The 18505-nt window shown below is 73.2% G+C and carries 16 protein-coding genes and 1 pseudogene; 14 read left to right on the forward strand and 3 right to left on the reverse strand.

The genetic code is table 11. The annotated features are described in order from the left end of the window. Window positions 1-127 precede the first annotated feature (127 nt). The 9 genes from LRS74_RS26840 (at window position 128) to LRS74_RS26880 (ending at window position 11594) form a co-directional block, all read left to right on the forward strand. Window positions 128-1789 (forward strand): CTP synthase, encoded by a 1662-nt coding sequence (locus tag LRS74_RS26840; RefSeq protein ID WP_277743400.1) that lies wholly within the window; start codon window positions 128-130, stop codon window positions 1787-1789. 108 nt (window positions 1790-1897) lie between these two features. Beyond that, window positions 1898-2527: an NUDIX hydrolase gene (locus tag LRS74_RS26845; protein ID WP_277743401.1), complete on the forward strand. Its 630-nt coding sequence runs from the start codon at window positions 1898-1900 to the stop codon at window positions 2525-2527. A 146-nt stretch (window positions 2528-2673) separates the two neighbouring features. Further along, entirely contained in the window at window positions 2674-5178 is a 2505-nt protein-coding gene (locus LRS74_RS26850) for a tetratricopeptide repeat protein (RefSeq protein ID WP_277743402.1), read from the forward strand. Window positions 5179-5309: 131 nt separating this feature from the next. Next, complete coding sequence (gene ald / locus LRS74_RS26855; RefSeq protein ID WP_277744958.1) at window positions 5310-6425, forward strand: alanine dehydrogenase; 1116 nt, start codon at window positions 5310-5312, stop codon at window positions 6423-6425. 359 nt (window positions 6426-6784) lie between these two features. Further along, window positions 6785-7951: a ParA family protein gene (locus tag LRS74_RS26860; protein ID WP_277743403.1), complete on the forward strand. Its 1167-nt coding sequence runs from the start codon at window positions 6785-6787 to the stop codon at window positions 7949-7951. Beyond that, window positions 7936-8508 (forward strand): hypothetical protein, encoded by a 573-nt coding sequence (locus LRS74_RS26865; RefSeq protein ID WP_277743404.1) that lies wholly within the window; start codon window positions 7936-7938, stop codon window positions 8506-8508. Before LRS74_RS26860 ends, LRS74_RS26865 begins: the two co-directional genes overlap by 16 nt. A 76-nt stretch (window positions 8509-8584) precedes the next feature. After that, complete coding sequence (locus LRS74_RS26870; RefSeq protein WP_277743405.1) at window positions 8585-9874, forward strand: segregation/condensation protein A; 1290 nt, start codon at window positions 8585-8587, stop codon at window positions 9872-9874. Continuing rightward, window positions 9871-10503 carry an SMC-Scp complex subunit ScpB gene (gene scpB / locus LRS74_RS26875; RefSeq protein ID WP_144385049.1) on the forward strand — a complete coding sequence of 211 codons (633 nt, stop codon included), beginning with the start codon at window positions 9871-9873 and terminating at the stop codon, window positions 10501-10503. Before LRS74_RS26870 ends, scpB begins: the two co-directional genes overlap by 4 nt. Next, a complete protein-coding gene (locus LRS74_RS26880) occupies window positions 10503-11594 on the forward strand; it encodes a pseudouridine synthase (RefSeq protein ID WP_277743406.1) in 1092 nt (363 codons plus the stop codon). The genes scpB and LRS74_RS26880 overlap by 1 nt, the downstream gene beginning before the upstream one ends. A 316-nt stretch (window positions 11595-11910) precedes the next feature. On the opposite strand, the gene LRS74_RS26885 is transcribed toward LRS74_RS26880, so the two are convergent. Then, the gene (locus tag LRS74_RS26885; protein WP_277743407.1) at window positions 11911-12273 is read right to left on the reverse strand and encodes a DUF952 domain-containing protein; all 363 of its coding nucleotides are present in this window, start codon (window positions 12271-12273) and stop codon (window positions 11911-11913) included. Window positions 12274-12394: 121 nt separating this feature from the next. Here LRS74_RS26885 and aroH point away from each other — a divergent pair, with 121 nt between their 5' ends. The 5 genes from aroH to der all read left to right on the forward strand — a co-directional run bounded on the left by aroH (window position 12395) and on the right by der (window position 16855). Further along, on the forward strand, window positions 12395-12757 hold the full coding sequence (aroH, locus tag LRS74_RS26890) for a chorismate mutase (protein WP_277743408.1): 363 nt from the start codon (window positions 12395-12397) through the stop codon (window positions 12755-12757). After that, the gene (locus LRS74_RS26895) at window positions 12754-13839 is read left to right on the forward strand and encodes a prephenate dehydrogenase (protein WP_277743409.1); all 1086 of its coding nucleotides are present in this window, start codon (window positions 12754-12756) and stop codon (window positions 13837-13839) included. The genes aroH and LRS74_RS26895 overlap by 4 nt, the downstream gene beginning before the upstream one ends. A 112-nt stretch (window positions 13840-13951) precedes the next feature. Then, complete coding sequence (gene cmk / locus LRS74_RS26900; protein WP_277743410.1) at window positions 13952-14671, forward strand: (d)CMP kinase; 720 nt, start codon at window positions 13952-13954, stop codon at window positions 14669-14671. Between the two features lie 68 nt (window positions 14672-14739). Next, window positions 14740-15327 (forward strand): lysophospholipid acyltransferase family protein, encoded by a 588-nt coding sequence (locus LRS74_RS26905; RefSeq protein WP_277744959.1) that lies wholly within the window; start codon window positions 14740-14742, stop codon window positions 15325-15327. Window positions 15328-15394: 67 nt separating this feature from the next. Continuing rightward, the gene (gene der / locus LRS74_RS26910; RefSeq protein ID WP_277743411.1) at window positions 15395-16855 is read left to right on the forward strand and encodes a ribosome biogenesis GTPase Der; all 1461 of its coding nucleotides are present in this window, start codon (window positions 15395-15397) and stop codon (window positions 16853-16855) included. A 501-nt stretch (window positions 16856-17356) separates the two neighbouring features. Here der and LRS74_RS33670 read toward each other — a convergent pair. Then, window positions 17357-17551 (reverse strand): annotated as a pseudogene (locus LRS74_RS33670) (hypothetical protein); the annotation flags it as partial. A gap of 113 nt (window positions 17552-17664) precedes the next feature. Continuing rightward, entirely contained in the window at window positions 17665-18474 is an 810-nt protein-coding gene (locus LRS74_RS26920) for a hypothetical protein (RefSeq protein WP_277743412.1), read from the reverse strand. Window positions 18475-18505: the final 31 nt, after the last annotated feature.

The following is an 18505-nucleotide window of genomic DNA, read 5'->3' on the forward strand; positions in this document are numbered from 1 at the left end:
GGCGCTGATACCCTGGTAGCCCGTGGACCGGTGGGCGCAAAACCCCCGAACCGCAGCGACGGCACCCCCGGAAACTCCGGGCCGGAGGCCGGACCGCACGTCACCTCGCGACCACGGGAGCCCCCTCTTGGCACTTGCCACTAAGCCCACGACGACCAAGCACATCTTCGTCACCGGGGGTGTCGCTTCCTCACTCGGCAAGGGGCTCACCGCCTCCAGCCTGGGTGCGCTGCTCAAGGCGCGCGGCCTGCGGGTCACCATGCAGAAGCTGGACCCGTACCTGAACGTCGACCCCGGCACGATGAACCCGTTCCAGCACGGCGAGGTCTTCGTCACCAACGACGGCGCCGAGACCGACCTGGACATCGGCCACTACGAGCGCTTCCTCGACGTCGACCTGGACGGCTCCGCGAACGTCACCACCGGCCAGGTGTACTCGCAGGTCATCGCCAAGGAGCGGCGCGGCGAGTACCTGGGCGACACGGTGCAGGTCATCCCGCACATCACCAACGAGATCAAGCACCGCATCCGGCGTATGGCCACCGACGACGTCGACGTCGTCATCACCGAGGTGGGCGGCACCGTGGGCGACATCGAGTCGCTGCCGTTCCTGGAGACCGTGCGCCAGGTCCGCCACGAGGTCGGTCGGGACAACGTCTTCGTCGTCCACATCTCGCTGCTGCCGTACATCGGCCCGTCCGGCGAGCTGAAGACCAAGCCGACCCAGCACTCGGTGGCCGCGCTGCGCAACATCGGCATCCAGCCGGACGCCATCGTGCTGCGCGCCGACCGTGACGTCCCGACCTCCATCAAGCGCAAGATCTCGCTGATGTGCGACGTGGACGAGGCCGCCGTGGTCGCGGCGATCGACGCCAAGTCGATCTACGACATCCCGAAGGTGCTGCACACCGAGGGCCTGGACGCGTACGTGGTGCGCAAGCTGGACCTGCCGTTCCGCGACGTCGACTGGACCACCTGGGACGACCTGCTGGACCGCGTCCACAACCCCGACCACGAGGTCACCGTCGCGCTGGTCGGCAAGTACATCGACCTGCCGGACGCCTACCTGTCCGTGACCGAGGCACTGCGCGCGGGCGGCTTCGCCAACCGGGCCCGGGTCAAGATCAAGTGGGTCACCTCCGACGACTGCAAGACGCCGGCCGGCGCCGCCAAGCAGCTCGGCGACGTCGACGCGATCTGCGTGCCCGGCGGCTTCGGCGAGCGCGGCGTCAACGGCAAGGTCGGGGCGATCACCTTCGCCCGGGAGAACCGGATCCCGCTGCTGGGTCTGTGCCTGGGCCTCCAGTGCATCGTCATCGAGGCGGCCCGGAGCCTCGCCGGCATCGAGGGCGCGAACTCCACCGAGTTCGAGGCCGCCGCGGCCGACCCGGTCATCTCCACCATGGCCGAGCAGATGGACATCGTCGCCGGCGAGGGCGACATGGGCGGCACCATGCGGCTGGGCATGTACCCGGCCAAGCTCGCCGAGGGCTCGATCGTCCGCGAGGTCTACAACAACGAGCCGTACGTGGAGGAGCGCCACCGCCACCGCTACGAGGTGAACAACGCCTACCGCGGCGAGCTGGAGAAGAAGGCCGGCATCGTCTTCTCCGGCACCTCCCCGGACAACAAGCTGGTCGAGTACGTGGAGTACCCGCGCGAGGTGCACCCGTACCTGGTCGGCACCCAGGCCCACCCCGAGCTGCGCTCCCGGCCGACCCGGCCGCACCCGCTGTTCGCCGGCCTGGTCAAGGCCGCCGTCGAGCGCCAGCAGGCCGCCGGCGCCTGACGTGCGGGCGTTCGGAGCCTGACCGATACGGTGGGTGCCGGGGTGTGGTCCCGTTCCGCGGGCCGCGCCCCGGCACTGCCGTTTGGTGAGAGGACGCTGAGGACGCACATGGGCATTCAGGACACCCCGGAGGAGTGGGAGGTCGTCGAGACCGCCACCCCGTTCACCGGCAACAAGACCGGCGTCCGCACGGACCGGGTCGTCATGCCCGACGGCTCCACCGTCCTGCGCGACTACCAGACCCACCCCGGCTCGGTCGCCGTCGTCGCCGTCGACGACCAGGACCGCGTCCTCGTGCTGCGGCAGTACCGGCACCCGGTGCGACAGCGGCTCTGGGAGATCCCCGCCGGACTGCTCGACGTCCCCGGCGAGAACCCGCTCCGCGCGGCTCAGCGCGAGCTCTACGAGGAGGCGCACGTCAAGGCCGAGGAGTGGCACGTCCTCACCGACGTCTACACCAGCCCCGGCGGCTGCGACGAGGCCGTACGGATCTTCCTGGCGCGCGGCCTCTCCGAGGTCGAGGGCGAGCGCTTCGAGGTCTCCGAGGAGGAGGCCGACATGGAGCTCGCGCGCGTGCCGCTGCCCGACCTCGTCCGCGGTGTGCTCGCCGGCGAGCTGCACAACACCTGTCTCACGGCGGGCGTGCTCTCCCTCCACGCGGCGCTCTCCACCGACCTCGGCCTCGACGGCCTGCGCCCGGCGGAGGCCCCCTGGCCGGCCCGGCCCTTCGAGGCGTAGCCGCTCACGGCCCCGGTGTGAGGGTCCGAGCGGGCCGCCGGTCGCATCTCCCTACGGTCTGACGATCCGTAGATCCGTTCAGGTGATGTTTCCGTGCGGGTGTCGGCCGGGAGTGCCGGAGACCTGACGCCGAGTGAACTACGCTCATGCCGACCCTGACCGCGCCCGCGGCGGGTGGGAAAGCGCAGGTGGACGGGAGTGAGCCCGTGGCGGAGCAGGTGGTCGGCACGGAGGGGGCCGCAAGGGCGACGCGGAACCGGCGGCCACCCGAACCCGTGCGCCGGGGCGGGGCGGCCGGCCCGCGCCCCGCGGACGCGCCCGCGGAGGCGGAGGCGAGCCCCGGCGACGGCGGGTTCCTGGGACGGGAGCGCGAGCTCGACGCGCTGCGGGCCGACATCGACCGGACCGGCCTCGACACCCTCGCCGGCCGCAAGGCCGCGCGCGGACGCGTGCTGCTCATCGCCGGTCGTCCCGGCTCGGGACGCACCTCGCTGGCCGAGGCGCTGGTCCGCCGGCTGCGGGGCGACTACCCGGACGGGCTGCTGCGGGCCCGGCTGACCACCTCCGGCGGCGTCCCGGTGCCCGCCGCCCGCCCCGCGCGGGACTTCCTCGCCGCCGTCGGCGTCACCGCCCCGCCCGGGGCGCGGGAGGACGAGCTCTCCGAGCTGCTGCGCAAGGCCCTCGCCGGGCGGCGGATGATCCTGCTGCTCGACGACGCCGGCAGCGCGGAACAGGTGGACGCGCTGTTGCCGGACGCCCCCGACTGCCTGGTCGTCGCCGTCTCGCGCGGGCCGCTGACCGGCATCCCGGACGTACGGCCCTGCACCCTGGGCGGGCTGCCCGAGGCGGCCGGCGTGGAGCTGCTCAGCCGACGCGCCGGGTCCACCCGGATCACCAACGACCCGCAGGCGGCCGAGGCCGTGGTGCGGCTGTGCGACGCGCAGCCCGCCGCGCTGGTGCTCGCCGGCGGCTGGCTCGCCGCCCGGCCCAAGGCGTCCGTGGCCGACCTCGCCAGACGGCTGCGCGCCCAGCCGGCCGGCGCCGAGGACCAGGGCGCCCGGCCGCTGGCCCGCGCCTTCCGGCTCGTCCACGAGGAGCTGCCGGAACCGGCGGCCCGCATGCTCCGGCTGCTCGCGCTCGCCCCCGACGGCACCGTCGACGCCGTCACCGCCTCCGCGCTCGCGGGCTGCTCCGTGCCGATCGCCCAGGGCGCGCTGGAGGACTTCACCGCCCTGGGCCTGCTGACGGCGCTGCCCCGCCCGGAGCGGGCCGGGAACGGGGCGGCGGCCGGTGGCCGGGATCCCGTCGCCGCCCCCCACGCCGTCGGGCCCGCACGGGAGCCGTCCGCGGATTCCGTCGCCCGCCACCGCGTGCCGGGGTGCCTGGAGCCGCTGCTCCGGGCGGAGCTGGAACGGGAGCGTTCGGGGGAGGTGGAACTGGCACGGGCGCGGATGCTGGAGCGGACCGTGCGTCTGCTGTACGCGTGCCGGCTGGCGGCCCGCCCCGGTGACCGGGCGGCGCGGGAGAAGCTCGCCGGGCTGCCCCGGGCGCTGCGGTTCCCCTCACCGCAGGCGGCCGAGGGCTGGCTGACGGAGCGGCTGCCGGAGCTGCTCGAGGGCGCCCGGCTGGCGGTCGCCGACGGCGAACTGGACACGCTGGCCCGCCGGTTGCTCTCGGGGCTGACGCAGGCGCTGGCCGCGCACCGGGGCACCGAGGCTGCCGCGCCCGAGCTGTACGGGCTGCACCAGCTGGTGCTCGACGTGGCCCGCCGCCGCGAACTGGAGCTGGAGGAGGCGGCCGCGCTGCTCAACCTCGGCGACCTGGACGCACGGGCGGGACGGACCCGGGAGGCGCTGGTCCGCTACAAGGAGGCGCTGGAGGCCGCGCGAGTGGTCGGCGACCCGTACGCGACCGGGCGTTCGTTGGAGTCCATCGGCAGCACCTACCAGGAACTGGGGGACTGGCACCGCGCCGCCGACTGGTACGGGAGGGCGCTGGCGCTGCGCCTGTCGCGGGGCGAACTGGCCGACGAGGCGCGGCTGTACGGACGTCTGGGGGCCGTGCGCACCTACGCCGGGCAGTGGGGCGAGGCGCTGCGCGCCTGGCGGGCCGCGGCCGCCGTGTGCCGTCGGCTCGGCGATCTGCCGGGCCACGCGCGGGCGTTGAGCGAGACCGCGCGGGTGCAGGAGTACGCCGGCCGGCCGCACGAGGCGCTGCGCACCTGCCTGGAGGCGATCGAGGCGGCCCGGCGCGCGGAGGACGTACGGCTTCAGGCGGCGGTGCGGCTGCGGGCCGCCGACTCCCTGGAGCGGCTGGGCGACCCGGGCGCGGCCCGGCTGCACCGGGGTGCGGCGGAGCGGCTGCTGGCCGCTGCGGGGGAGGACGGCGACGCGGCGGGCGCGGGGCCGGCGAGCGGGGCGGTGGGAACGCCGGGCGGGGCGGTGGCGGATCCGGAGGCCGCGGCGGGGCAAGCGGAACCCACGACGAGCCGGGGAGAGGCCCCGGCGGGGCGGGGCGCGGGCGGGTCGGGGCGGCCGAAGGGCGGGGCCGTGGAGCGCTCGGGTGCCGCGAGGGCCGTCGCTGGAGAGCCCGGAGCGGAAGGCGAAAATGAGCCGACCTACGAAATCAGTAGTGGCACCGCGAAAGATTGATGCAAACAAAGGCTAGACAGCACGACGTCCTTCATTAAACTGGTCGCACGGCGATCGCCGCTGCCCCTTCCGGCATATTTGTATATGTCCGGTTTTTACCTTAACCCCCAGATTCAAGGACCGTGATCGACGTGAAGGTCGGCATCCCCCGCGAAGTCAAGAACAACGAGTTCCGCGTGGCCATCACGCCCGCCGGCGTGCACGAGCTGGTCCGCAACGGCCACCAGGTCTTCGTTGAGCAGGGCGCCGGCGTCGGCTCCTCGATCGTGGACGAGGAGTACGTCGCCGCCGGTGCGACCATCCTCGGCACCGCGGACGAGGTCTGGGCCACCGCCGACCTGCTGCTGAAGGTCAAGGAGCCGATCGCGGAGGAGTACCACCGCCTCCGCAAGGGCCAGACCCTCTTCACCTACCTCCACCTGGCCGCCTCCCGCGAGTGCACCGACGCCCTGCTGGAGTCCGGCACCACGGCCATCGCCTACGAGACGGTCGAGCTCGCCAACCGCGCGCTGCCGCTGCTCGCCCCGATGTCCGAGGTCGCGGGCCGCCTGGCCCCGCAGGTCGGCGCCTACCACCTGATGGCCTCGGCCGGCGGTCGCGGCGTGCTGCCCGGCGGTGTCCCCGGTGTGGCCCCGGCCAAGGCCGTGGTGATCGGCGGCGGTGTCTCCGGCTGGAACGCGGCCCAGATCGCCGTCGGCATGGGCTTCCACGTGACCCTGCTGGACCGCGACATCAACAAGCTGCGCGAGGCCGACAAGATCTTCGGCACCAAGGTCAAGACGATCGTCTCCAACGCCTTCGAGCTGGAGAAGGCCGTCCTCGAGGCCGACCTGGTCATCGGCGCGGTCCTGATCCCCGGCGCCAAGGCGCCGAAGCTGGTCACCAACGAGCTGGTGTCCCGGATGAAGCCGGGAAGTGTCCTTGTCGACATTGCGATCGACCAGGGCGGCTGCTTCGAGGACTCGCGTCCGACCACGCACGCCGAGCCGACCTTCAAGATTCACAACTCGGTCTTCTACTGCGTCGCGAACATGCCGGGCGCGGTGCCCAACACCTCCACCTACGCGCTGACCAACGCCACGCTGCCCTACATCGTGGAGCTGGCCAACCGGGGCTGGAAGGAGGCGCTGGGCCGCGACGCCGCGCTCGCCAAGGGCCTCAACACCCATGAGGGACAGGTTGTTTACGGTCCGGTCGCCGAGGCGCACGGGCTGCCCTCCGTCGAGCTGAACAGCCTCCTGGGCTAATCGGCGTCAACACGGGGCGTCAACGAGCCCCGTCAACCTGACGCATGCGGCCGGGTCTTGCCGAGTGAGCGGGACCCGGCCGTAGCCATGTCTGAAAAGTCCCTTTTGCCCATCGATGGGCTACTCGATCAACTAGCCGCGAATGTCACTCTTTAGTCGTTTAGGGTGCCCGATGAACCAACAGGCTCGGGGTGCTTACGCCCTTGACATCCGGGTGTTCGGTTGCCGACACATCGTGCCGTGTCCGGCGGATTGTGTTGCTGTGAGACGCCGACACGCCATAGAGTCGCCAACCGTCGGCATGGTGTCACGCTGACCAATCTAGAAATTTCCTGGTCACCAAGGAGGTAGGACGACTTGTGAATGAGTCGACATTTTCTCCCGGGGGTGGTCAACCAGGATCGGCTGCGCGGGGCCAGGCACCCTCCGGGCTCTCGGCTGTCGGCTCCGTCGCTGTCCAGACCTTCGCAGCCCACCAGAGCATCATGACGACAGCCCAGCAGAGCCAGAGCATGGACGGCCAACACGTGAACGCCATGGCCGGCGATCAGCGCGGCACGGATCCCGCGCTCGCCGACTACGACGACCTGCCCGACGGTCACTTCTACGACCCGGACGCGGAGTACGAACCGGACCCGGAGTACGCGGCCACCCTCGCGCCGGACGCCGCACGTCAACGCCGCGAGCGCATCGGCCCGACCGGCCGGCCGCTCCCGTACTTCCCGATCCCGGGCCCGCTGACCAACCACGGCCCCGCGAAGATCATCGCGATGTGCAACCAGAAGGGCGGAGTCGGCAAGACGACCTCGACCATCAACCTGGGCGCGGCCCTCGCGGAGTACGGACGCCGGGTGCTGCTGGTCGACTTCGACCCCCAGGGCGCCCTGTCGGTCGGCCTCGGAGTCAACCCGATGGAGCTGGATCTGACGGTCTACAACCTGCTCATGGAGCGGGGCATGTCGGCCGACGAGGTGCTGCTGAAGACGGCCGTGCCCAACATGGACCTGCTCCCCAGTAATATCGACTTGTCGGCCGCAGAAGTGCAGTTGGTGAGCGAGGTGGCGCGCGAGTCCACCCTGCAGCGGGCGTTGCGGCCGCTGATGTCCGACTACGACTACATCGTGATCGACTGTCAGCCGTCGCTGGGCCTGCTCACCGTCAACGCGCTGACCGCCGCGCACAAGGTGATCGTGCCGCTGGAGTGCGAGTTCTTCGCCCTGCGTGGTGTGGCGTTGCTCACCGAGACCATCGAGAAGGTCCAGGAGCGGCTCAACCCCGACCTCCAACTGGACGGCATCCTCGCGACGATGTACGACTCGCGCACGGTGCACAGCCGTGAGGTCCTCGCGCGTGTCGTCGAGGCGTTCGACGACCACGTCTACCACACGGTCATCGGCCGTACGGTCCGCTTCCCCGAGACCACCGTCGCGGGCGAGCCGATCACCACGTACGCGTCCAACTCCGTCGGTGCCGCCGCCTATCGCCAGCTCGCCAGGGAGGTGCTCGCCCGGTGTCCCGCCGAGTGAGTCTGCCGGGCGCCGACGAGCTGTTCCGCACCACCGGGGGGATGGCGCTGCAGCCGTCGTCCCCCCGCCGCCAGACGAACGGCGAGGGGCGGGTGCCCGCGCCGGCCGCGGAGAGCGATTCCACGGCCGCGGACGCCGCCGAGGGGGAGGCGCCGAAGGCCGCCGCCGGTGCCGGCACGGCCGAGCACGCCGGGCGTGAGGCCGGAGCGCCGGAGGCGCCCGCCGACCGGCGCGCCGCCGCGGAGCGGCCCAAGAGCCGGCAGGCGCCGGACGGCGCCGCCGGGCACCCCCAGGCCGGCCCCGGCCAGCCGCGCCGCCGCGGACGCGCCGCCAACCGCAGACCCAGCGGCCGCGAGCGCCACGACGAGAAGATCACGGTCTATGTCTCCGCCGAGGAGCTGATGGACCTGGAGCACGCGCGGCTGGTTCTGCGCGGCGAGCACGGACTCGCCGTGGACCGGGGCCGGATCGTGCGCGAGGCGGTCGCCGTCGTCCTCGCCGACCTGGAGTCCCGCGGCGACGCGAGCATCCTCGTACGCCGCCTGCGCGGTCGCTGAGGGGTGCGGCGGGTAGCCTGCCCGCTCGTACGGGTCGCCGGCCCGTTCCGCGCCTCCGCCCCCTGGACCGTCCGCGATGCCCATGAACGCCGCCCCCGCCCCGCCGCCCCGGCCACCCCGCCGAAGCCTCGGCCGCGGCCCGGGTGCCCATCCGCTCGACGCGGGGGCCGCTGACCCGCGAAGGCCCGCCGAAGGCCCGGCCGAGGCGGAGCAGCCCCGCACGGGGCCGGTTCCGGCGCCCTCGGAGGCGCCCTCGACGGTGCCGGCCGAGGCGGAGCAGCCCCGCACCGGGCCCGTCCCCACGCCCACGGAGGGCCCGGACGAGGCGGCGGCGCCCGGGGGCCCGGAGGCCGGCGCGGCGGCGGACCCGGCCACGGAGATCCGGCCGGAGACCCAGGGCGCGGCCGAGGCCCCGACCGGGCGGCGGTCCGCCGGGGACGGCGAGGACGCGACGGAGGCCGGCGGGCGTTTCACCGTGCGGCTGGACAACTTCGAGGGGCCCTTCGACCTCCTCCTCCAGCTGATCTCCAAGCACCGGTTGGACGTCACCGAGGTCGCGCTGTCCAAGGTGACCGACGAGTTCATGGCGCACATCCGCGCGATGGGCCCGGACTGGGACCTGGACCAGACCACCGAGTTCCTGGTGGTGGCCGCGACCCTGCTGGACCTGAAGGCCGCGCGGCTGCTGCCCGCCGCCGAGGTGGAGGACGAGGCGGACCTGGCGCTGCTGGAGGCCCGGGACCTGCTCTTCGCGCGACTGCTCCAGTACCGCGCGTACAAGCAGATCGCCGACATCTTCAGCGGGCGGCTGGACGACGAGGCCCGGCGCCACCCGCGCACGGTGGGCCTGGAGCCGCACCACGCCGAGCTGCTGCCCGAGGTGGTCATCAGCATCGGCGCGGAGGGCTTCGCCCGGCTCGCCGTCAAGGCGATGCAGCCCAGGCCGAAGCCCCAGGTCTACGTCGATCACATCCACGCCCCCCTGGTGAGCGTCCGGGAGCAGGCGGAGGTGGTGGTCGCGCGACTGCGGGCGGCGGGGGAGGCGAGCTTCCAGGAACTGGTCGAGGACGCGCCGGACACGCTGACCGTCGTGGCGCGCTTCCTGGCCCTGCTGGAGCTCTACCGCGAGAAGGCGGTCACCCTGGACCAGGAGGAGGCGCTGGGCGCGCTCACGGTCCGCTGGGCCGGCGGCGAGGGCGCCGAGCCGCGGGTCACCGACGAGTTCGACCGCGAGCCCACCCGGGACGAGCCGGACGAACCCCACGAGGCGAACGAGACGCACGGGCGGGATCCCGACCACCGGGAGCACCGGGAGCCGGACGGAGCCCCCGTACGGGCCCCCGAGCCGCAGGAGGAGACGGCATGAGCGAGCAGCACCCGGAGACGGTCGCCGACCTCGAACTGAAGCCCGCCCTGGAGGCGGTGCTCATGGTCGTCGACGAGCCCGCCACCGAGGACCACCTGGCCAAGGTCCTCCAGCGGTCGCGGCGGGAGGTCGCCGACGCGCTGCGCGCCCTCGCGGACGAGTACACCGTCCAGGGCCGAGGATTCGAGCTGCGGCTCGTCGCCGGCGGCTGGCGCTTCTACAGTCGGCCCGACTACGCCGCCGCCGTCGAGGGCTTCGTCCTGGACGGCCAGCAGGCCCGGCTCACCCAGGCCGCGCTGGAGACCCTGGCGGTGGTCGCCTACCGCCAACCGGTCAGCCGTTCCCGCGTCTCGGCCGTGCGCGGGGTGAACTGCGACGGCGTGATGCGCACCCTTCTCCAGCGGGGTCTGGTGGCCGAGGCGGGCACGGAACCCGAAACAGGTGCGATCCTGTACACGACGACGAACTACTTTCTGGAGCGGATGGGCCTTCGTGGCCTGGACGAGCTCCCGGAGCTCGCGCCCTTCCTCCCGGAGGCGGACGCGATCGAGGCCGAGACGCAAGAGGGTGTGCCGTCGTTCGATCCGGACGCACCGGACACCGACGCAGACGACAAGACGGAACTTTGATGCGAAGCAGCGGCAGCGGCAAGAACAGCGGACGCGGTAACTACCGGGGCGCCGGCAACCAGCGCGACGACAGGCAGGGGCAGCGTCCCCGCCGTCCCCGGCCCGAAGAGCGCCGCTACGACGTCGGCGGCCCCGCCGAGGAGAGCGGCCAGCGCCGCGGTCGTGGCACGGCCGCACGCGGTGGCGCCAAGGGCGGCCCGAAGGCCCCGCAGAACCCCCAGGGCGCCCGGCGCGGCGGCCCCCAGAGCGGTCGCAGCGGCGCCCCGGCCCGTTCGCGCGAGCTCGACGCCACGATCGAGCAGCGCAACCGGGACCGGTACGCGAACAAGCCGCAGATCAAGACGCCCAAGACCTTCCCCGGCGCGGAGCAGGAGGGCGAGCGGCTGCAGAAGGTCCTCGCCCGCGCCGGCATGGGCTCCCGCCGGGCCTGCGAGGAGCTGATCGACCAGCGCCGCGTCGAGGTCAACGGCGAGATCGTCACGGAGCAGGGGCTCCGCGTGGACCCGGAGAAGGACGAGATCAAGGTCGACGGGCTGACCGTGGCCACCCAGTCGTACCTGTTCTTCGCGCTCAACAAGCCCGCCGGTGTGGTCTCCACCATGGAGGACCCGGACGGCCGCCAGTGCCTCGGCGACTACGTGACCAACCGGGAGACCCGGCTGTTCCACGTCGGCCGCCTGGACACCGAGACCGAGGGCATCATCCTGCTCACCAACCACGGTGAGCTGGCGCACCGCCTCACCCACCCCCGGTACGGCGTGCGCAAGACCTACCTCGCCGCCATCCAGGGCCCGCTCCCGCGCGAGCTGGGCAAGCGGCTCAAGGACGGCATCCCGCTGGAAGACGGCTACGCCCGCGCCGACCACTTCCGCGTGGTCCAGAACACCGGCAAGAACTACCTGGTCGAGGTGAGCCTGCACGAGGGCCGCAAGCACATCGTGCGCCGCATGCTCGCCGAGGCCGGCTTCCCGGTCGACAAGCTGGTCCGCACCCACTTCGGCCCGATCGCCCTCGGCGACCAGAAGTCCGGCTGGCTGCGGCGGCTGACCAACACGGAGGTCGGCATGCTGATGCGCGAGGTCGAGCTCTAGAGACCGCGGGCGACCGTACGGGTGCCGTGCTCCCGGCCGTGGCCGATGGTGGTCGCGGTGGGCGGATGATTCCGCCGGTCAGCACCGTCGTGGTCGCGCGCCGTCGCGGCGGGTTGGTCGGCCCCACCCGCGCACGGCGCGCGCTCCGCGCACCGCGGCGGACGTGCTCCGGCCCCCGTACGGACCGGCGAGTGAGCCGAAGGGCGCGCGGCTGCCGAAAGGGAGAGCGCGCGGAGCCTGTGAGGAACGAGCAGGCGAGCACGGTCGACCGTCGGCAGTCGCTGAGAGCGCCCGGAGGCGAACCGAGCCTCAGAGACTAAGACCAGACCGCGAGGCCGGTGGCGCGGCCCTCCGCGTCGCGTTCGACCTCCAGCATTCCCACCACCGCGGTGCGGTTGATGTGGCCGAAGACGTGCGGGAAGAGGACCTCGGGCCCCACCCCCGGCGGCGGCTCCGGGTCGGCGGCCTCCCAGCGGACCAGGACGTCCAGCCGGTGCTCGTCGATCATCAGCGCCATCAGCGGGCCCGGCACCTCGCGGAAGAAGGCGTTGGCGACGGCGAGGGTGGTGCTCTCGTCGGGCGAGCAGTGCACGAAGCCGTCCTCGGCGAGCGAGGCCGGGGCGTAGGGGCGGTCGGGCGCGACCAGCCAGTCGTCGAGGCGCACCAGGTGGTAGATCATGCCCATGGTTGTACCCGAGAAGGCGCCCGCCCGTCTCGCTGGCCGGTCGCTGCGACAGCCGGGCCGACCTGGTCGTTAGGCTGATCAGGGAAACGAACAGAGTGCGGAGGGGTGCGAGGACGTGGCGGTACGAGCGGTCCGTGGGGCCGTCCAACTGGACCGGGACGAAGCCGGGCACATGCATGAGCGGGTCGCCGAGCTGCTCACCGCCATCCTGGAGCGCAACAGCCTGGAGCCCGAGGACCTGATCAGCGTCTGGTTCACGGCCACCCCGGATCTGCACTGCGACTTCCCCGCCGTCGCCGCCCGCCGGCTCGGCATCACCGACGTGCCGCTGATCTGCGCCCAGGAGCTGGATGTCGCCGGCGCCATGCCGCGCGTGGTCCGCATCCTCGCCCACGTCGAGACCGAGCTCGCCAAGTCCGCCGTCGCGCACGTCTACCTCGGCGCCGCGGCCGCCCTCCGCAAGGACATCGCCCAGTGAGAACCGCCCTCGTCATCGGCACCGGACTGATCGGCACCTCGGCCGCGCTGGCCCTCCAGAGCCGGGGCGTCCAGGTCCACCTCGCCGACCACGACCCGGCCCAGGCCCGCACCGCGGCCGCGCTCGGCGCCGGCACGGACGAGGAGCCGGGCGGTCCGGTCGACCTGGCGATCGTCGCCGTACCGCCGGCCCACACGGCCCACACCCTCGCCGACGCGATGCGCCGCGACGTCGCGCGCGGCTACCTGGACGTCGCCAGCGTCAAGGCCGGGCCGCGCCGCGAGCTGGAGGCCCTCGGCCTGGACCTGAGCCGCTACATCGGCACCCACCCCATGGCGGGCCGTGAGCGCTCCGGCCCGCTGGCCGGCACCGCCGAGCTCTTCGAGGGCCGGCCGTGGGTGCTGACTCCCACCCGGGACACCGACACCGAGGTGCTCAACCTCGCCCTGGAGCTGGTGGCGCTGTGCCGGGCGGTGCCGGTGGTGATGGACGCGGAGGCCCACGACCGCGCGGTGGCGCTGGTCTCGCACACCCCGCAGCTGATCTCCAGCATGGTCGCGGCCCGGCTGGAGGAGGCCGACGAGACGGCGGTGCGGCTGTGCGGGCAGGGCATCCGCGACGTCACCCGGATCGCCGCGTCGAACCCCGCCATGTGGCTCGACATCCTCTCCGCCAACCCCGGCCCGGTGGCCGATGTGCTCGCTGCCGTCGCCTCCGACCTGGAGGGGACGGTACGGGCACTGCGCGCGCTCCAGTCCGCCGAGGAGGACGAGCGGGACGGCGGCGCGGCCGGCATCGAGGACGTGCTGCGGCGCGGCAACGCCGGCCGTGAGCGGGTGCCGGGAAAGCACGGCGCGGCCCCGGCGGCGTACGAGACGGTGACCGTCCACATCGGCGACCAGCCCGGTGAGCTGGCCCGCATCTTCGCCGACGCCGGCCGGGCCGGGGTCAACATCGAGGACGTGCGGATCGAGCACGCCACCGGCCAGCAGGCGGGTCTGATCCAGCTCACCGTGGAGCCCCAGGCTGCCCCGGGCCTGACCGCGACCCTGCGGGAACGGGGCTGGTCGATCAGGCAGTGACCCCGTGGCTGTCCGAGGCGGCCGTGTGAACCAGTAACCTTGTCCGAGGTTCACAGATGAGGTCATGGGGTTCGGTAGCGGGCCCCGCCCTCCGCCCCCGTGCATGAGAAAGGTGTCTGTCACCGTGGAAACCGCCGCCCGGACCGCTCCGGCAGCAGTGATCGTCGCGATCGACGGCCCCGCAGGCACGGGCAAGTCCAGCACCTCCAAGGCGGTCGCGGCCAAGCTCGGCTTCGGCTACCTGGACACCGGCGCCCAGTACCGGGCGATCACCTGGTGGATGCTGGAGAACGGCATCGACGTGGACGACCCGGTGGCGCTGGCCGACGCCGCCGACAAGCCGCAGATCGTCTCCGGCACCGACCCGTCGGGCCCGACGATCACCGTCGACGGCGTGGACGTCTCCGGCCCGATCCGCACCCAGCATGTGACCTCGCACGTCAGCGCGGTCAGCGCGGTGGCCGAGGTGCGCACCCGGATCACCGAGCTGCAGCGCGCCATCGCGACGGGCGCGGAGCGCGGCATCGTGGTCGAGGGCCGGGACATCGGCACCACCGTCCTCCCGGACGCCGACCTCAAGATCTTCCTCACCGCCTCGGCGGAGGCGCGCGCCGCCCGCCGCAGCGGCGAGCTCAAGGGCAAGGAGGCGGCCGACCTCGCCGCCACCCAGGCCGCGCTGGCCAAGCGCGACGCCGCCGACTCCGGTCGTAAGACCTCCCCGCTGGCGAAGGCGGACGACGCGGTCGAGGTGGACACCACCGAGCTGACCCTGGACCAGGTCATCGAGTGCGTGGTCACCCTCGTCGAAGAGAAGCAGCAGGCCAAGGCGTGAGCCGGACCGCGGTGGCGGTCCCCTCCGCGAGCGGGGCCGCGCTCGGCCGCCGTATCGGCATCGGCCTGATGTACGGGCTGTGGCGGCCGCGGGTGCTGGGCGCCTGGCGGGTGCCGGCGGCCGGCCCGGTGATCCTCGCGGTGAACCACGCGCACAACATCGACGGCCCGATGCTGATGGGGACGGCGCCGCGGCCGGTGCACTTCCTGATCAAGAAGGAGGCGTTCGTCGGCCCGCTGGACCCGTTCCTGCGGGGCATCGGACAGCTGAAGGTGGACCGCGCGAGCACCGACCGCGCCGCGATCACCAACGCCCTGGGCGTACTGGAGCGCGGCGGGGTGCTGGGGATCTTCCCCGAGGGCAGCCGGGGCGAGGGCGACTTCGCCTCGCTGCGCGCCGGGCTCGCCTACTTCGCGGTCCGCTCCGGCGCGCCGGTGGTCCCGGTCGCGGTGCTCGGCAGCGCCGAGGCGCGGGGCAGGCTCGTATCGGCGCTGCCGCCGCTGCGCGGCCGGATCGACGTGGTCTTCGGCGAGGCCTTCGCGGCGGGGGACGGCAGCGGTCGGCGCACCCGCAAGGCCCTGGACGAGGCCACCGAGCGCATCCAGCGGCGGCTGACCGCCCACCTGGAAAACGCCAGGCGTTCCACCGGACGCTAGGCAAGACTTGACCTGGCGCTTCGGCACCGGAGCGGCACGGACGATGAACGACGAGGAAACAGGCTTCATGAACGACCACATCCACACCGGCGACGAGCACGGTGAGCTTGGCGACGCCGAGTACGCGCAGTTCATGGAGCTCGCCACGCAGGAGGGCTTCGACGCGGAGGAGATCGAGGGCGCCCTGGAGGAGGCCGGCCACGGCCCGCTTCCGGTGCTCGCCGTCGTCGGCCGCCCCAACGTCGGCAAGTCGACCCTGGTGAACCGGATCATCGGCCGCCGCGAGGCGGTCGTCGAGGACCGCCCGGGCGTCACCCGCGACCGCGTGACGTACGAGGCCGAGTGGGCCGGCCGCCGCTTCAAGGTCGTCGACACCGGCGGCTGGGAGCAGGACGTGCTGGGCATCGACGCCTCGGTGGCCGCTCAGGCCGAGTTCGCGATCGAGGCCGCCGACGCGGTGGTCTTCGTGGTGGACGCCACCGTCGGCGCCACCGACACCGACGAGGCCGTGGTGAAGCTGCTGCGCCGGGCCGGCAAGCCGGTGGTGCTCTGCGCCAACAAGGTCGACGGCCCGTCCGGCGAGGCGGACGCGGCGATGCTGTGGTCGCTGGGCCTCGGCGAGCCGCACCCGGTCTCCGCGCTGCACGGCCGCGGCACCGGCGACCTCCTCGACGAGGTGCTCAAGGCGCTGCCCGAGGCGCCCGCGCAGACCTTCGGCGGGGGCGTCGGCGGCCCGCGCCGCGTCGCCCTCATCGGCCGGCCCAACGTCGGCAAGTCCTCGCTGCTCAACAAGGTGGCGGGCGAGGAGCGCGTGGTCGTCAACGAGCTGGCCGGCACCACCCGCGACCCGGTCGACGAGCTGATCGAGCTGGGCGGCAAGACCTGGAAGTTCGTGGACACCGCCGGCATCCGCAAGCGGGTCCACCTCCAGGAGGGCGCGGACTACTACGCGTCGCTGCGCACCGCCGCCGCCGTCGAGAAGGCGGAGGTCGCGGTCGTCCTGATCGACACCAGCGAGTCCATCAGCGTGCAGGACCAGCGGATCCTCACCATGGCCGTCGAGGCCGGCCGCGCGCTGGTCATCGCGTACAACAAGTGGGACACCCTCGACGAGGAGCGCCGGTACTACCTGGAGCGCGAGATCGAGACCGAGATGCAGCAGGTCTCGTGGGCGCCGCGGGTGAACGTCTCGGCTCAGACCGGACGGCACATGGAGAAGCTGGTCCCGGCGATCGAGACGGCGCTGGCCGGCTGGGAGACCCGCATCCCCACCGGGCGGCTGAACGCCTTCCTCGGCGAGCTCGTCTCGGCCCACCCGCACCCCATCCGGGGCGGGAAGCAGCCCCGCATCCTCTTCGGTACCCAGGCCGGCAGCAAGCCGCCGCGGTTCGTCCTCTTCGCCTCGGGCTTCCTGGAGGCGGGCTACCGGCGCTTCATCGAGCGCCGGCTGCGTGAGGAGTTCGGCTTCGAGGGCACCCCGATCCACATCTCGGTGCGGGTGCGCGAGAAGCGCGGCAAGAAGAAGTGACGGAGGCCCGGCGACGGGCTCTCCCATGACGGCAGGGGCCGCGGGTCAGTACCCGCGGCCCCTGCCGTCGCGTGGAGCGGGTGGCAGCGCCGCGGGGAGGAAGCCGCGGTAGGGCCGCCCGCCGGTGGGATCGGCGCCCGGCGGGTGGCCCCCGGGGTCCTGCGTCCGGTGCCAGCCGCTCATCCCGTGACCGGAGTGGGCATGGGGCGTGTGGGCCTGGGAGCCGTGGGAGGTGTGGGACCCAGGCGTGCCGTGCGCGACGTGCGGCGCGGAGGCGTCGTGGCCGGTACCGAAGGATCCGTGCCCGCCGAGCGAGCCGTGGCTGGTAGCGAAGGATCCGTGGCCGGTGCCGAAGGATCCGTGGCCGGTGCCGAAGGACCCGTGGCCGGTGCCGAAGGATCCGTGGCCACCGAGGGAGCCGTGCTCGGCCTGGGAGCCGTGCGACGCGGCCCCGCCGGCCGAGCCCGACCCGCCGGTCTGGCCGAGGGCCGCGAAGCCCTTGAAGCCCAGGTCCTCGTCGCCCGTGGTGTCGCCGGGCAGCGCGCGGAACAGCCGCCGGTACTCCGCGTACAGCTCGTCGTAGATCGGGGTGGCCGACCGCGCCTGCGCGTAGTCGGCCGACGCGTCCTGCGACGGCCGCATGCCGGGGATGTGGTGCTGGTAGGAGGCGCGGGAGGCGGGGTCGTATGCGTGCACGTAGGTGCCAACGACCAGGTCGCCGGGGGGATGCGGTCGCACGTCCGAATGGGCCATGGGCGGCATCCCCGGTACGCCGTGCGAGGCGCACCCGGCCCGCGCGGCGGCGCCGGTCATGTGCCGGACAGCGGCATGGCGGCGGCGACCAGCGCGCCCTTCGCGGCGGCCCGGTCCAGGGCGATGCGCAGCTGGTCCTCGCGCGGCTGGTTGCCGATGGAGCCGACCGGAGCCGCGTACACCATCACCACCGGGGACTTGCCGACCGCGGTGCGCCAGTCGTCGGTGACCGGCATCGGCCGGTGAGCCTGCCACCAGGCCACCGGGGCGGTGCCGGAGCCGCCCGGCATCAGCACGGCGTGCAGCTGGCCCATGGCCATCAGCACCGACCAGCCGGCGATCGGGGAGGGCGCCCGGGAGACGTCGCCGACCAGCCGGAAGCCCTGCTCGATGAGGAGCGGCAGGAAGTCGTCGCCGGGCCCGTCGGTGCCGGGACGGGCGATGGCCGAGGTCGGCTCCACCACCAGGGCGGGCCGCGGCTCGCCCTGGACCAGGACCAGCCCACAGGTGACGTTGAGCACCGCCTGCCGGGGCGCCGCCTCCAGGCCCGGCCCCGATGGGGCGAGCGCGGCCGGCTCCGACGCCGGGGTGACGTCGGAGAAGGACCGGACGGCCCCCTGGAGCTGCTCCTCGGCGACCGGGACGACCTGCGAGGGCACGCAGGTGGCGTGGGCGAACGCGAGGACGGCGGTCTCCTGACCGACGAAGAGCACGGTGCTGGTGCGCTCCTGCTCGGTGTGGCCCGGGGTGCGGCAGGAGGTGCAGTCGTAGCTGCCCGGGGCGTTCTCCCCGGCGAGCAGCCGGTTGGCTTCATCGTCGCCGATCTCGGCGCGTACGTCGTCGCTGACCTCGAGCATGCGCGACACGGGGGGCTCCTCGGACTCGGGGGTCTCTTGG

This window comes from Streptomyces sp. LX-29, from assembly GCF_029541745.1.
In the GTDB taxonomy this organism is placed as follows: domain Bacteria; phylum Actinomycetota; class Actinomycetes; order Streptomycetales; family Streptomycetaceae; genus Streptomyces.

Coding starts and splice junctions, on each gene's coding strand:
- der (WP_277743411.1), top strand. CDS start 15,395: ATGAACGACCACATCCACACCGGCGACGAGCACGGTGAGCTTGGCGAC.
- LRS74_RS26870 (WP_277743405.1), top strand. CDS start 8,585: ATGCCCATGAACGCCGCCCCCGCCCCGCCGCCCCGGCCACCCCGCCGA.
- LRS74_RS26850 (WP_277743402.1), top strand. CDS start 2,674: ATGCCGACCCTGACCGCGCCCGCGGCGGGTGGGAAAGCGCAGGTGGAC.
- scpB (WP_144385049.1), top strand. CDS start 9,871: ATGAGCGAGCAGCACCCGGAGACGGTCGCCGACCTCGAACTGAAGCCC.
- LRS74_RS26880 (WP_277743406.1), top strand. CDS start 10,503: ATGCGAAGCAGCGGCAGCGGCAAGAACAGCGGACGCGGTAACTACCGG.
- LRS74_RS26905 (WP_277744959.1), top strand. CDS start 14,740: ATGTACGGGCTGTGGCGGCCGCGGGTGCTGGGCGCCTGGCGGGTGCCG.
- LRS74_RS26845 (WP_277743401.1), top strand. CDS start 1,898: ATGGGCATTCAGGACACCCCGGAGGAGTGGGAGGTCGTCGAGACCGCC.
- LRS74_RS26885 (WP_277743407.1), bottom strand. CDS start 12,273: ATGATCTACCACCTGGTGCGCCTCGACGACTGGCTGGTCGCGCCCGAC.